We start from the raw sequence: 14,860 nt of genomic DNA, 5'->3' as shown, positions 1-14,860 counted from the left end.
TCAAGGTGCAGGAAGATTATTTAGCTTCCTAAACCTTATTTATTTGTAATAAATTTCCTGCATAAATTGGATCTGCTCGAGATGTGGAGGTTTAATTGCCTGAACCTGGTCTCCCAATTCCATGACCATCGGATCATCGAGATTAAAAGGAGGCCAAAAGGATAAGTCTTCACCATTTGGATTTCCAGTTTTGACAAAATTCACCCAATAATTTACCCGAGATATTCTATCTGAAATCTTTATCGAAGGGCTATCAATTTTTTTCTAACACTTTCTCTTATTATGAGAATCTTATCAAGGAATGGTAACTATAAACAGTTTTCATTTTCAATGCGCTAGTCACAAGAATAACTTATGATTCACCAAGAAACGAAATGAAAACAATTTTTTGAGTATTGAAAATATGATAATCACAGATTGAATATGAACAATAATCCAAAAGCGAAACACTGTAATGAAGAAATATTTCCAATAAATTAGTACTAATAACCCAATGACATACGCAAATCAAGCATGATTATAAGCAGCTACAATTCATTAAAAACTAGATATTTAAAATCTCTCTCTTACTTTTTGGGTTCCTTATCCTTCTTCTTTTTATGTCTTAATGGAATTGCCCAGAGTTTAGAAAAACCTAATATCCTGTTCATTATCTCCGACGATTTGACTGCCACAGCTGTTGGAGCTTATGGCAATCCTGTGGTTAAAACTCCAAATATCGATCAACTTGCCAAAGAGAGCACGGTTTTTACAAGAGCCTATACACAGTATCCAGTTTGCGGACCATCCCGAGCTTCCTTTATGTTTGGCTATTATCCTAATGCAACCCAAACTTATGGATATGTAAGTGGAAGAGAGAATGTAGGTGACGGGAGACCATCCATCGCCGAATTATTTAAGAAGAATGGATATTATACTGCTAGAGTTAGTAAAATTTATCACATGGGAGTCCCTGGAGATATTGAAAAAGGCTCAGATGGGCAAGATGATCCAGCATCTTGGACTGAAAAATTTAATTCTCCAGGCCCTGAATGGAAAGCTTACGGAGAAGCTGAGTTGGTGCAAAACAATCCAGATGGTAGTATCGAGCGAAAGGGAGGAAATGTAATGACTATTGTGAAAGCCAGCGGGGATGACTTGGTTCACTCTGATGGCAAAACGGCTGAAAAAGCATCTGAACTTATTAGAGAACATAAAGACAAACCTTTCTTTTTGGGAGTTGGATTCGTTCGGCCCCATGTCCCTTTTGTTGCCCCAGCAACTTATTTTTCGCCTTTTCCTTACGAAGGGATGAAGTTACCTGAACAGGTGGAGAATGACTGGAACGATATTCCGGAGCGAGGAATAAATTATGTAACTAGTGTCAATGCTGAAATGAACGATGTGCAAAAGCAAAAAGCTATTGCCGCATATTACGCTTCGGTATCCTATATGGATGCGCAGGTTGGAAAAGTCCTTAAAACGCTTGAAGAGGAAGGATTATCTGATAAGACCATTGTTATTTTTACCTCAGATCATGGATTCCATCTGGACGAACATGAATTTTGGATGAAAGTAAGCCTTCATGAAGAGTCCGTCAAAGTTCCAATGATGATTAAAGTTCCAGGAAAAAAGCCAGCGATCACAAATTCATTCACTGAATTACTTGACCTCTATCCGACCTTAGCCGAATTGGCTGGATTGGATTATCCGGAAGCTATTCAGGGAAAGAGTCTACTTCCTATTTTAGACAATCCATCAACTATACTTCGAGATTTTGCTTTTTCAGTCAGTCAAGGAGGGAAATCATTTTTGATACGAACCGATCAATATGCATTTATCCAATATGACGAAGATGCAGGATCTGGCATCGAGATTTATGACATGAAAATTGACCCAAAGCAATTCCATAACCTTTCAGATGAAGCTGCTTATCAGAATGTGGTGAAGGAAATGCAAGCTAAACTGGCTAAAAAATTAGCCGAGATAAGGACCAATGATTTGTCTATCCAATATCATTGATCCTCATCCGGCCAAAAAAGTATTCGCTATTTATTGATAAGGTTTTAACCTCTGTTTATAGCTTAATTCCAAAAGTCACGTAAAATGTTCTTCCATCCGCAGGCATAATTCCAGGCCCTGGATACCCTCCAGCTCTTCTTGTGAAATAAGCCGTATTGGAAAGATTATTCACGCCAGACTTGAGACTATACTTCTTTTTATAGGTATAAGATGCAGAAAAATCTTGTACGGTATAAGCTGGAATCAAGCCTGAAGTAGCGGTGGCATTCGGTTCTACCGAGTTAGATGCATCGGAGAATGCTTCTCCAATATCACTTAACTGCCAAGTCATCGAAAAATCTTTGAATCGATACGTAGCTCCATAACGATTGATTTTACGCGGTGCATTTTCAACTCTATTTCCAGCCAAATTATTTACGACAATTTCGCCGTCGCTTAAGCTCGTACGTTCAAAATCTTGATACTCAGCATTCACATAAGCAAGTGAAGCAAAAAGATGAATATACCCGAATGATGAATTACCTACAAAAGCTGTGATCGGATCAAACTCGACAAATGCTTCTACTCCTTGACTAACAGATGTGCCAAGATTAGTTCGGTATTGAAATCTTGTTCCGTCAGCAGCAGTTTGGGTAATTGTTCCGATTCGGTCGGCATATTTTAAATAAAAGAAGCTTGCATCAAAATTCAGGAAAGAACCGATATTTCCTCTGTATCCAAAGTCAAAATTATATCCACTTGCATCCTGTAGATTTGGATCTATCACATCTGTAGTAGCAGGTGGGGTTAAATCTGAAATTAAGACAGGACGGTATGCCTGGGAGAAATTCGAATAAAGCTCAGTTGTTTTAGTCAAATGATATTCACCTCCAAATCCAAGCAAGGCAAAATTTCTGGTTCTGGTCTCTGGGGTTAAAATCTGAGGAACTCCATTTACAGTATTGAGAATCCCTTTCATGTTTGACGATATATGTTCCAAACGAACTCCGGCAGTCAGTAACAACTTATCAGTTACATTAAACATATTCTCGACAAACGCAGCATGATTTAAATTATCAAAGTCCAGATCTCTAGGATAGCTAGTCTCTACTAAATCAAAGTTCATATCCGTACCGGTGTCACCTACCCCACGTTGATTTCTATCGATGTTTCCTCTATAAAATCTGTATCCGCTGACTAGATTATGTTCTTTCCCAAAAAGAGAATAGGAAGTACTCAATCTCAATTCAGTTCCAAAAGTATGGTACAAATCCCGGTCAACCTGTCTATTTCCAAAATCATCTTCTTCCGTAATTGGCTTCATAAAACCCACGCTGTTTCGCTGAGCAATAGACCCAAAAGCTTTCAAATTCAATTTTGTCTTTGAGCTAACAATGTAATCTGCGTTTATTGAAGGAATGAACCAAGGTGTACTAAACCAATTTCTCGAGCGGGTACTTTGACTTGGATCTTCTGCAAATTGTTCGTCAGTCAAACCTCCAGGTTGCTGAGTCTCTGTATACATATAGGTCATTTCTGTACCTATTTTTAAACGGTTATTTACAGCATAATTGACTTCAAAATGTGCATGGTCTGTATTAAAAAAGCCATTTTCTCTCCAACCATTTCCTCTTCTTTTTTGATAATAGGCTGTATAATCCCATTTACCTTCAGTGCCTCCGATGTAGTTAAAAGTACTAAAAAGACCATTGCTTCCTACCGTATTAATGGTCTGAGCTGTAAACCTTGTTGATGGGTCAGGCTTTCGTAAGACAAAATTCAACAATCCACCAAATTGAGGACCATATTGAAGAGAAGATGCACCGCGGATGATTTCAATATTCTCGACAACTTCCATGGGAGGTGTAAAGTAAGCCTCAGGATAGCCCATCGGATCTGGAGTAATGTCATATCCATTCATTCTGACATTAAACTCCCAGGAACGATTCGGGCTCAAACCTCTGGATGCAACCCCTAACTGAATCCCTGAACCATCATTCTCCCAGATAGAAATTCCTGGAGTCCTACCAAAAATTTGACGGCTGTTGTTCATAGCCAAGTTGGCATCAATCTCAGCTAGTCTAATAACTTCATTCTTTCTTCCGGCATTGATTCGAAAATCTTCTACCTCCGGAAGTCGTCCTTGCCCATTCATTCCTCGACTTGCCATCAATTCAAAAGATTCCATCCAGATTTCATCTTCCTTCAAAGAAAAATCTATGTTTTTGACTTCATCCTCCTGAATCTCAAAAGGAATTATTTGCTCCTCAAAACCTATGAAACTAGCTTTCAAATCATATTTTCCTGCCGGAATATCCTTAAGGAGAAAATCACCATTTTGATCTGACTGCACGCCTCGGACGGTGCCTTCCAAAAACACTGACACCCCTTCGAGTGGATTTTGAGCCTTGTCAAGAATTTTACCTTTCACTACATTCTGCTGAGCAAAAGCAAAAGATAGTGAAACCAGAAATAAGAAAATGGTAGCGTAAAAAACCCTCATATCGAATTGTTTTTATTTAGACTTGTTTTAAATAGAGACGCAAATCTATTATCTGGAATTATTCTAAACAAGTCTTATTTAGAAAAAGTCTAATTAAATTTTAGAAAATCGATACCTGAGTTTTTACCGGTGTTTAAAAGAGAAGTTTTAACTTTCGCCCCCAAATACTGAATAATGAAGAATACCCTAATTTTAATTTGTCTCTTTTCTCTTTCAAGCCTGTGCATTGCACAAAATACAAGCACTAAGCCCAACGTTCTTTTTCTCTTTGCTGATGACCAGCGTGCCGATGCCTTGGGCATTAATGGTAACCCTTACATTCAGACTCCAACTATAGATCAGTTAGGAAGGGAGGGCACTCGTTTTTCCAATGCATATGTCATGGGAGGTGTACATGGTGCAATTTGTATGTCGAGTAGAGCTATGCTTTTTAGCGGGAAAAACCTTTACAAAGTCACTGATAAACTCAGTGGACAACATACGATGACCATGAGTTTTGCCAAAGCAGGATATAGAACCTTCGGTACTGGTAAGTGGCATAATGAAAAAGAAATGTTTGAGGCAAGTTTTCAAGAAGCCAAGAATGTTTATCTAGGTGGTATGGCAGACCATTATGATCTGGATTTGAGGGATTATGGAGCTGATGGGAAATTAGGTGAGCCTACCAGAAAAGGTTACTCCACTGTTCAATTTGCGCAAGCAGCCATTGATTTCATAAAAGATCATGGACAACGAAATACGGATCAACCCTTTTTCTGTTACGTGGCATTCACTGCACCTCATGACCCCTATTCACCCGAAGCAAATTATATCAACCATTACCCTGAAGGCACATTACCTCTTCCTGGAAACTACAAACCTTACCATCCTTTTGAATTTGACCAGTTGACGGTTAGGGATGAAAACCTGACTGGTTGGCCAAGAAAACCTGAGGTAATTCAGATGATATTATCGGATTACTATGCCTTGGTAACCCATCTGGACACTCAAATTGAAAGGATTTTAAATACCTTAAAAGAAACGGGGCAGTACGATAATACAATTATTGTTTATGCGGCAGATAATGGACTAGCTGCCGGAAGTCATGGCCTTTTGGGTAAGCAAAGTCTTTATGAACACAGTTCAAAAATACCCTTGATCATCAAGGGACCTGGAGTTCCAAAAGACCAAGAATTAGATGCTTTTGCGTACATCCATGACCTATACCCTACCTTGGCAGAGATGGCAGGAATTCCTGATCCAAGCGACATCGATGGAATAAGCTTAGTTCCAGTTATCCAAGGAGAAAAAGATGGGGTTCGGGATGCACTTTTCACATCTTATAAACATACAGTTAGAGCTGTTAGAAATAAGAAATATAAGTTGATCCGCTATCCCGAAAGAGACTATACTCAGTTATTTGACTTGGAAAAGGATCCCTTGGAAATCAACAATCTTGCAGAGCTTCCGGCATATCAAAACAAGAAAGCAGAGATGTTCCAATTGATGGAAGAATGGCAGCAAACCTTTCAGGATCAAATTAAGCTAACGGCCGATGTGATCAAACCTATGGAATATGACCCTGATACTTTGGTGAGAAAACCAGACATGTGGCAACCAGAATATACCTTGAAAAGATATTTTGAAGACTCAAATAATCAGAAATAAATGCATGATTTTTTGTCCGATATCGGATAAAAAAACCGTCCATTATTGAACATGCAAAAATATCAAAAAGGCCTTCTATTTAAATTGGAAGGCCTTTTTTTTGATGGAACATAATTTGCAAATTATATTTTCAAACACGATCAACACATGCTTAACTTCTTACTCTGGTGCATCCTCTTTATCCTTTGCTGGCCACTGGCAATTATAGCATTAGTTCTCTACCCTATCGTTTGGCTCCTTCTTTTACCCTTTCGGTTATTGGGATTTGCGGTTGACCTTTCTTTCGATTTGATCAGAAATATCTTTATGCTTCCATTCACATTGGCAGGTAGAAGGTAAATTACTTTATATCAATTTAGGGAATGATATGTTTGGATCAATTTCATGATTTTATGAAAAACTTCCGTGTTTTCATATACTCCTCTAAAATCATCGGAATGTGCCCCATAAGCAAAAATCGGAACCAAAATTCCAGTATGATCATCAGAATGGTAAGCTAATTCGATAGTACTGCTATCGATATCTCCATCTGGAATAGAAATACCGCCGGTTTCATGATCTGCTGTTATGATCACCAAAGTACCGGGATGTTGATCTGCATATTGGATTACCTTCCCAATCACCTGGTCAAAGTCCAGCATTTCTGAGATCACCATTCCACTGTTATTGGTGTGCCCACCAGAATCAATATTTGCAGCCTCCACCATGAGGAAAAATGGCTTTCCTTTTTTCTCTAAAAATTCTAGAGCGAATTCAGTGCTGACCTTAAGATAATCCCCTCTCCCTTCCAATACTTTGGGCAAAGCTCCTTCAAAAGCAAAGAATCCAATTTTTGAAGGTGAGAAATCATTCAGTTCATCGACCAGAGTAAACCCCCCTTTTTTCAAATTTTCAAGTTGAGATTCAAAATTCGATTTACCTCCACCGATAAACAGATCCAACTTACTATTTGGTAAAAATACTGCGATTTCCTCGGTATCATCTCTTTCAGAATGATGCGCATAGAATGCTGCAGGTGTCGCTCCAGTGATTTGATCCGTTGTAATAATCCCTGAATAAAATCCATACGCGTCTATTAGATCAGGAAGGTTCTCTAAGGGCAAACCAGAAGGATCAACACCTAAAGCTCTGTTATTTGTTTTATTACCAGTAGCATAGGCTGTAGCTCCAGCTGCAGAATCCGTGGTGAAATCATCTGCTGCCTGTGTTTTTACCAAGCCCATATTTTTCAACTGAGTCAGATTCAACTCATTCCCATTAACAAAAAGCCCGGAAGAAATTTGCGCTAATCCATTTCCATCTCCGATCATCAGAATCACCTGATTGACTGGAACTGATACTCCATCAACCTCAAATTTTGGTTTGTATATCTGATGAATCGATGAGTTATGATAAACTAATGCAGAGAGATTTTTAAAATAGGCATTGGCTTCATAGGGTTTGTCAGTATTGATGTAGTCTACCCCCATTTCGTAAAAAGCTTTCCAGGCAGTTTTAGAATCCGGAGTAGCCCAAAACCTGACTGGCTTATCGAATGAATGCACTTTACCGATGAAATTCTGAAGACTTTCTCTTTGAGGTTCAACCATACGGCCTTTCCCATTCCAAATCGAAAATTGCCTAAAACTCAAACTAATCATCCCAATTTTTGACCAAGGAAGATCAGCATTTAGATCCGTGCTTTGGTAATCAAAAAACATCCATGCAGGATAAGAAAGATATTCAGCTACTTCCGGTCTATTCCCCGAAATAATCAACTTCAAACCTTTAGGATTATTCTCCCCAAAAGCAATATCCTGATAATCCTTCATGATGGATTGCAATACTTCCAGGGTCGGCAGAGCTGCCGTCTTTAAATCTATCAATAGGGTGAAATTAATCTCCTCAATCACCCCGTTTTCGATGCCTTCCCGAATCGGATCCAGATACAAACTCTGTATTGTCTTGGAAGGGTTGATACTCTCCTTCTCATGAGCCGCCATAAGTTCTCCATCCTGCAAAATCACATCCACCTCTATGGAGCTTGCCCCAGCAGCATAGGCCTCCCAAAATGGAGCTTTCTGAAGGTAGTCATTATGAGAATGAATCCTAAGACTTTTTGTATCCTGCCCATTTGCAAAAAAAGAAAAGGTGGACATTAAGAATAGAAAAATTGAAACTTGCTTCATCATACTCAAAAATAAGTTTTATATCTTTTTGAAAGCTATAAATAAGTAATGAAATCAATTGCCGAAAACTCATTTTACAGGCTATATATAAACTGATATTAACTTGTTGAGATCATTTCAAAAGAATACTATATTTTCGAAGAAATCACTTAGATACACCATGTTCAGAACCTTCCTTTTTTCTATATCATTCCTATTCTTTATTAATTATCAGACGCTTGCCCAGGAAACTATTGTCTTTCAAGGAGGAAAAGAAGGTCATAAAATTTATAGGATACCAGCCTTAATAGCTTTACCAAATAATGAGCTGCTTGCATTTGCTGAGGGAAGAGTAAATGACAGCGATGACTTTGGAGATGTAAATCTTGTTATGAAAAGAAGCCATGATCAGGGTAAAACATGGTCAAGTTTAAAAATGCTGGTCGATTATGATTCCCTTCAAGCAGGTAATCCAGCTCCGGTCGTTGATATGTTTGATCCCAGTTATCCTGCGGGGGTTGTGTATTTATTTTTCAATACAGGTAACAATCATGAATACGACATCAGGATGAACAGAGGGGTCCGGGAAGTGTGGATGATGAAATCCTATGATTTAGGTGAAACATGGGAAGATCCGGAAAATATTACCAGTCAGACTCACCATCCAAATAACCCAGCATTCAATCCAAGTTATAATTCTAAGGAGGACTGGAGACACTATGCAAACACTCCAGGGCATGCTTTTCAATTCAAAGAGGGAAAGTATAAAGGTAGAATCTTTGTTGCAGCAAATCACTCCAAAGGCGATCCTCAGGATAATTTTAGCGAATACCAAGCTCACGGTTTTTTTACAGATGATCACGGAAAGACATTCGGGATTTCAGAATCAGTCGATATCCCTGGGTCAAACGAGTCCATAGCTGCTGAATTACCAAATAGTCGAATGATTATGAGTATCAGAAATCAGAGGGGAGATATCCGACAACGCATTTTAGCCCTTTCTTCTGATGGTGGGCAAACCTGGGATGAGGCAGAATTTGAGGACGAACTCCCTGACCCTGTCTGTCAGGGCTCTATTATTTCATTTACCGACCCAAATGGCAGGTTTATTTTGGTTCAGTCTAATAATGCCGACGAACAAAACCGAAATAACCTAAGTCTCAAATTCAGCTTTGATCAAGGAAAATCCTGGCCCAAAACCATACTTATCGACGGGATTGAAAATCCAGGTAAATCCGCCTATACAGCTTATAGTGATTTGGTAATTTTAAATCTAGATGAGGTAGGAGTAATTTTTGAAAAAAATAATTACTCAGAAATAGTTTTTGAAACCATACCAATGAAACTTTAATCTATTAGGAAGCTAATTCATTGGAAATACTATTTTTTTCAAAAAATTTCTAGATGGCTTTAAGTCCGCTGAAAGATTCTTAAATTAATCCAATTCTCGAATTCAGTATTTAGAAATTAGAATCCTTGAGAGATTTTTCCTTAATCCTTGTATTGCTCTTTATAAGCTTCCTCGGCTATGCCCAAGACAAAAAGGACAGCACTAAAACCTCTATTTCAAAAAAAGCTTTAGAGGAAGGAATAAAATTAATCTCCAAATCTGGCAGTGACAGCGTCTTGCTTGAGGAAAGTGATGATCGTTTTCTTCCTTACTCAGGAAATATCATCAGAAATATTTTTATTCAAATTATCGGATTTGAAAAGTCGATTTATGGAAATGAAAAACCTATTGTTCAGAAGACCGGGAAAATCGCCAATAAACTACATAAGAATACAAGGGAAAAAACAATTCGTCAAAATCTATTCATCAAACCCTTTGAAAAAGTAAACCCTTACAAACTAGGGGATAATGAAAGACACCTACGAAACCAAAAGTTTATTTTAGATTCCAGGATTATCATTACTCCGGTAGAAAATACTGACTCAGTAGATATCACTGTCGTAACAAGGGATGTTTTTAGTATTGGATTTGCCGTCGGCGGAACTATTCCTACAGCTCCAAAATTTACAATCTATGATGCTAACCTTAGTGGTCGTGGTCAAAGGTTAGAGCTTACCATGCTTTTTGATCCTGATCGCAAACCCAAAACCGGTTTTAGTGCTTCTTTTGAAAAAACTAGTTTTTTAGGAAGTTTTGCTGATTTGCAAGTCTTTTATACAGAACTTAATACAGGGTTTTCATATGGGGATGAAAAGGAGTTTGCCACTGGAATCAAAATAGACAGGAAATTAGTATCTCCCTATTCCAGATTAGCGGGGGGTGCTCAATGGAGTAAAAACTGGTCTAAAAATGTGTATTCCAGACCCGATTCCTCATTTCTAGATTATCGGTACAACCTATCAGATTTTTGGTTAGGATATAATTTTGGAATCAATAAACCAATCACCAACAGAAACAGGAAGTTTATAGCTTTAAGAGCATTTGACGGATATTTCTTAAATAGGCCGGAGCAAGATGAGTTTTATAGACAAACCAGTTATAACAACATCACTGGTGTTCTTGGAGCTCTAACCTTCTATAAAAGAGACTTTTTCAAGACTCAATATATTTTTGGTTTTGGAAGAACTGAAGACGTCCCTTATGGGTATTCTATCACTCCCACCATTGGATGGGTAGACAGACTAGGCGCAGGGAAGCCTTATGCTGCCATTGAATTTGAATACAAAGGGGTTTTTGAACAGGGAAGTTTTTATGAAGTCATTCTAAATACAGGGACCTTTCTAAATAACTCTCAGATCGAAGATGCAGTAATCCATTCCACCGTTTCTTATTTTACAAGAGTATATTCATTAGGGAATTTTAAAATCAGAAATGCAGCAAATTTCACATTTGCTAAACTATTCAATACCTATGCAAACAATTGGCTTGAAATTTATTCAGACATAATACCAGGGCTAAGGGTGAGAGAACTTCAGGCTGATGAGAGATATTCTTTAAAAATAGAATCAGCTCTTTACACTCCATGGTCCCTGATTGGCTTTAGAATGGCCCCATTTATTTCCTTTAATACCGCCATCTTAAATTGCCCGGAATGTGACAAGGACAAGTATACTTTTTATGGAATTAGTACTGGATTAAGGATTAGAAATGAAAACCTAATTTTCGGTACCATTGAATTGAGAGGAACTTATATCCCTGAGGATGAATTTGGTGACTCTAAATTTTCCTTCAAATTACGTCAAAACTTAAGGTTCCGAAAAACTGATGATTTTGTGAAACCTCCTTCTTTAATTAACTACAATTACAGATAAAAAAATCCAAAAGCTGATTTATATCAGTAATAGACTCTTTGAAAAAGTTTAGGTTTCGGCATTCTAAACAATAAACCCATGAAAAGTACAACTCAATTAGGCCGAGCTTCTCTATTTATTATTTATTTCTGGTTTGGGATTTTAAAAGTTATTGGAATCTCCCCTGCTGAAACTCTAGTTCAAAATCTCTTCACCGAGACGTTTGGGGGTTTAATCGATTTCAAAGTTTTCTGCCTTGGGTTTGGGCTTTTTGAATGTGCAATTGGCGCAATTTGGCTTTTCCCAAAATTCACGAAGTATGCTTTTTACTTGCTGATTTTTCATATGATTACCACTTTCCTTCCTGTATTAATTTTGCCTGATGCTACTTGGCAGACTTGGTTCACTCCTACTTTAGTAGGACAGTATATCATCAAGAATTTTGCATTAATTTCTCTTGGGTTATTTATTTATAAATCCTATACCCAGGCACAAACAAATGGCGTGGAAAAACCAATGTTGAAAATATTAAGAAGATCTGAGGAATTAGCCTCTTAAACCATAGCCCGATCTTTCAATCGGGCTATTTTTCTATTCAATAAAATCGAAAATCAGCGGTTCTTTATTTGCTCCAGTAACCTTCAATTGCCCAATAGAAATCTTTTTACCTGATGCTGAATCTGAAAGATTTATCCTAAATGAGTCATTAGAGAAAACCTTCGGTTTATAGCTCTTATTCTTTAATCGAATGGCATATTCCAGTTCTTCGGTTTTCTCATTATAAACCTGCAACAGGGGCATGTTGGTACCTTTCACTTGAATTTCAGGTAAATATCCATATGCTTTTCTTGCATAGTTATCCTCCTGCAAAATCTCGATAGGCCAACCTTCATACTGACCAGAAGGATTGGCAATCGGATCCACATTTCTTGGCCAGCATTCAATATTCATTTTCCTCGCTGCTTTATCAAAAGTGATGATTCCATAACCTGTCCCCCGGTCATAAATTCTAGCTGGTTCAAATCCTGTTTTGTAGGGATTAGCCACCGCATGAACCGTCATTTTGTTTCCAAAACCATCTACAAAATCACCCGTATTCTTTGCTTTTCCAGGGATAGGTTGATGGTCTGCGGATATTTGAGGCCACCACCTTCTTGGCCAAAGATTGTTTAAAGCGGGCCCGGCAAAAACAAATCCTGAATCCCTAAATTCATCCACTCCATAGTGAACTGTACTTGCTAAATGTTGGTCTCCCGCAATATGCAAGGCAAAAGCTTTTCGAATAGTCCTCAAAGCCTCATCTCTTCCTTTCTGAGGCCATCCATTGGAATCCATGTCGGAAGTAGGTGCATCTCCAGTAACATATTCTCCATTTTCAGGAATTTCCAAGCTAGGCACAATTTCATCAATAATGCTCCCTTCTGGTAAAGTGGCAACCGTACAGAAATTGGTCTGAGAACAAACTGCTTTCATCTGAACTCCTCTTCCCCAATCAGATGCCCAATGGGATAAAAAATCCATCTGTCTTTTGCCCAAAAGATCTGCCTCAATATCATAATATTTTTTGATGTCGAAATCCCGATTTTGAATAAAGCCATTTTGGACCTGAGCCTCTTCCGGCAAAACTTTTTTAGGTGCAGATTTAAATTTCCTATCCTCTAGTATCGCAAAACTCACACCTCCATAATGCCAATCAGTATAGTAGACATGGATGCCTTGCTTTACAGGCCTCGGGTCATATGGATCCGGCAAATGGCTTGTCTGAGTTGCCTGAATCATGTTCACCCATTGGGGAGACATCTTGTAACCTCCCTGATCTTGAGCCACATATCCCCAACCTTGGTCAGTCGGTGCATGTTCGCCTCCCATTCCCCAGACATTTCCATGATACACATCGTGATCATCTGGAATAAATGCAGCTGGAATTGTTCTGAAAATATCTCTATAGGACCATCCAAACATATACCATTTTCTCAGATAGTCTAAGCTCGATTTTTCAATTCGATCTGTTTGAATTCCAAAACCTCCTGTTCCTTCATAAAACTGATCTCCAAGAAACAAGGCCATGTCTGGTTGATGCTTGTTAACATGAAAAGAGACTTCTTCATCTGGAAATCCATGATCTGCATTGCAGCTAAAAACCGCCACTTTCAAATCTTCAAGAGATTCGGGCTCTTTGGCAATCTCTCCGTAGTAATCAAATTCCTGAATTTTGTTCTTCAGCGGAACTTCCAAATGAACCCTGAACGGTAGAGTATCCTGATTTTCCCATTCCTGTATTCTAAATTGGGCTATCCTTCCCAAAGGATCTAAATCAGCAGTTTGAATTGTGGCCCAACTCTCCCCTTTTAGAACCTGTAAAGCAATCTGCAATCCTTTTATTTCTTCAATAGGCGCGAACTGCGCCGTCATTTTTAGTAGGCCCTGATGCAAGGTGTATTGAGCAAAGCAAATAGGTCCAAAAAGTTGATCAGCATTTTCCACAATTTTAGCGCCCTTAAACATCCAATCCCCAAAAGAAACCATTGTCTTATCTGACCCTAATTTTTGAGGGCAATGTGCAATCAAGGCAATATTCCCATGCAACATTTCGGGATTAACTTCTTTCATGATCAATTGGATTTGATCAGAGTTATTCCCTTCTGTATTTGCCAGTAGGGTCAAAGTATAAAAATCTTCTTCTACCTTGGCTTTCAATTCAAGTTTTATAGTTTGATCAATAGACAATTTCTTATCTGAGAATTGATCACCAATAAACAACTCTCCTGAGCCGTTTACTCCTATATCTAAACCTTCGCCAAAAACTGCTGCAGAACGGTAATCCGGAAATCTCCCCTTTGCTCCCAATCTAAATCCAACATAAGATTCTGGTTGACTTTTCAAATCTTGATTTTCCCAGTAGAAAGTAATCGACTGTTCAAAATTCTCTAATCTACTACCCAACTGATGTGTCAAAACATGAAGCGAACGATTGGGACCAGAAAATACACAGCAGGACTTCCCTCCGATCAGTTCCCAATCTTGTAGCCGATTCCCCCAAAACTCAGGTCCTACCCATTTCATATCGGGCCAATTTTCCCAATTACTTTTAAATGCTGGTTCGGCTTTGTCAAGAAGCTTCGTTATTCCTGTAAATCTTTGTGGAAAAAATAGAGGAGAGATTGAACTTAAAGCCATTGCCTTTACGGCTGATCTTCTTTTCATAGGTTTATTGTTAATCTTAAGGACGAGAGTCCAAATGATAAATGATGGGTATAATTTCTATTGGGACATAAAAATTAGAACAATATTTTCTAACGAGCCAATAAAGAATACTCATTTTAATTTCAACTCTCTCTTTTAT

9 protein-coding genes are annotated in these 14,860 nt (G+C 38.3%); 5 read left to right on the top strand and 4 right to left on the bottom strand.

Translation table 11 applies throughout. From position 1 onward, the window contains the following. Nucleotides 1-39: 39 nt before the first annotated feature. Nucleotides 40-204 (bottom strand): hypothetical protein, encoded by a 165-nt coding sequence (locus AAGF08_RS04805; RefSeq protein ID WP_343509934.1) that lies wholly within the window; start codon nucleotides 202-204, stop codon nucleotides 40-42. Between the two features lie 309 nt (nucleotides 205-513). Here AAGF08_RS04805 and AAGF08_RS04800 point away from each other — a divergent pair, with 309 nt between their 5' ends. Further along, a complete protein-coding gene (locus AAGF08_RS04800) occupies nucleotides 514-2,001 on the top strand; it encodes a sulfatase (protein WP_343509933.1) in 1,488 nt (495 codons plus the stop codon). A gap of 55 nt (nucleotides 2,002-2,056) precedes the next feature. Here the strand turns inward: AAGF08_RS04800 and AAGF08_RS04795 are convergent, their stop codons facing one another. Further along, entirely contained in the window at nucleotides 2,057-4,483 is a 2,427-nt protein-coding gene (locus tag AAGF08_RS04795; protein ID WP_343509932.1) for a TonB-dependent receptor, read from the bottom strand. A 174-nt stretch (nucleotides 4,484-4,657) separates the two neighbouring features. Between AAGF08_RS04795 and AAGF08_RS04790 the strand changes: the two genes are divergently transcribed. Beyond that, nucleotides 4,658-6,130, top strand: coding sequence for a sulfatase-like hydrolase/transferase (locus AAGF08_RS04790; protein ID WP_343509930.1), 1,473 nt, complete (start codon nucleotides 4,658-4,660; stop codon nucleotides 6,128-6,130). A 350-nt stretch (nucleotides 6,131-6,480) separates the two neighbouring features. Here AAGF08_RS04790 and AAGF08_RS04785 read toward each other — a convergent pair whose 3' ends face one another. Continuing rightward, entirely contained in the window at nucleotides 6,481-8,301 is a 1,821-nt protein-coding gene (locus tag AAGF08_RS04785) for an alkaline phosphatase (RefSeq protein WP_343509928.1), read from the bottom strand. Between the two features lie 157 nt (nucleotides 8,302-8,458). Here AAGF08_RS04785 and AAGF08_RS04780 point away from each other — a divergent pair, with 157 nt between their 5' ends. The 3 genes from AAGF08_RS04780 (at nucleotide 8,459) to AAGF08_RS04770 (ending at nucleotide 12,075) form a co-directional block, all read left to right on the top strand. Continuing rightward, nucleotides 8,459-9,628: a sialidase family protein gene (locus AAGF08_RS04780; RefSeq protein WP_343509927.1), complete on the top strand. Its 1,170-nt coding sequence runs from the start codon at nucleotides 8,459-8,461 to the stop codon at nucleotides 9,626-9,628. A 125-nt stretch (nucleotides 9,629-9,753) separates the two neighbouring features. Next, nucleotides 9,754-11,538, top strand: a complete 1,785-nt coding sequence (locus AAGF08_RS04775; protein WP_343509926.1) for a hypothetical protein — start codon at nucleotides 9,754-9,756, stop codon at nucleotides 11,536-11,538. Between the two features lie 78 nt (nucleotides 11,539-11,616). After that, complete coding sequence (locus tag AAGF08_RS04770; RefSeq protein ID WP_343509925.1) at nucleotides 11,617-12,075, top strand: hypothetical protein; 459 nt, start codon at nucleotides 11,617-11,619, stop codon at nucleotides 12,073-12,075. 33 nt (nucleotides 12,076-12,108) lie between these two features. Here the strand turns inward: AAGF08_RS04770 and AAGF08_RS04765 are convergent, their stop codons facing one another. Beyond that, nucleotides 12,109-14,721, bottom strand: coding sequence for an alkaline phosphatase D family protein (locus tag AAGF08_RS04765; protein ID WP_343509924.1), 2,613 nt, complete (start codon nucleotides 14,719-14,721; stop codon nucleotides 12,109-12,111). Between the last annotated feature and the right edge of the window lie 139 nt (nucleotides 14,722-14,860).

The sequence above is a fragment of the Algoriphagus sp. SE2 genome (assembly GCF_039563885.1).
Lineage (GTDB): Bacteria > Bacteroidota > Bacteroidia > Cytophagales > Cyclobacteriaceae > Algoriphagus.
Note: the sequence above shows the minus strand (reverse complement) of the source record. Positions and strands in the feature narration are given on the sequence as shown.

Coding starts and splice junctions, on each gene's coding strand:
- AAGF08_RS04790 (WP_343509930.1), top strand. CDS start 4,658: ATGAAGAATACCCTAATTTTAATTTGTCTCTTTTCTCTTTCAAGCCTG.
- AAGF08_RS04765 (WP_343509924.1), bottom strand. CDS start 14,721: ATGAAAAGAAGATCAGCCGTAAAGGCAATGGCTTTAAGTTCAATCTCT.
- AAGF08_RS04785 (WP_343509928.1), bottom strand. CDS start 8,301: ATGATGAAGCAAGTTTCAATTTTTCTATTCTTAATGTCCACCTTTTCT.
- AAGF08_RS04770 (WP_343509925.1), top strand. CDS start 11,617: ATGAAAAGTACAACTCAATTAGGCCGAGCTTCTCTATTTATTATTTAT.
- AAGF08_RS04800 (WP_343509933.1), top strand. CDS start 514: ATGATTATAAGCAGCTACAATTCATTAAAAACTAGATATTTAAAATCT.
- AAGF08_RS04780 (WP_343509927.1), top strand. CDS start 8,459: ATGTTCAGAACCTTCCTTTTTTCTATATCATTCCTATTCTTTATTAAT.
- AAGF08_RS04795 (WP_343509932.1), bottom strand. CDS start 4,483: ATGAGGGTTTTTTACGCTACCATTTTCTTATTTCTGGTTTCACTATCT.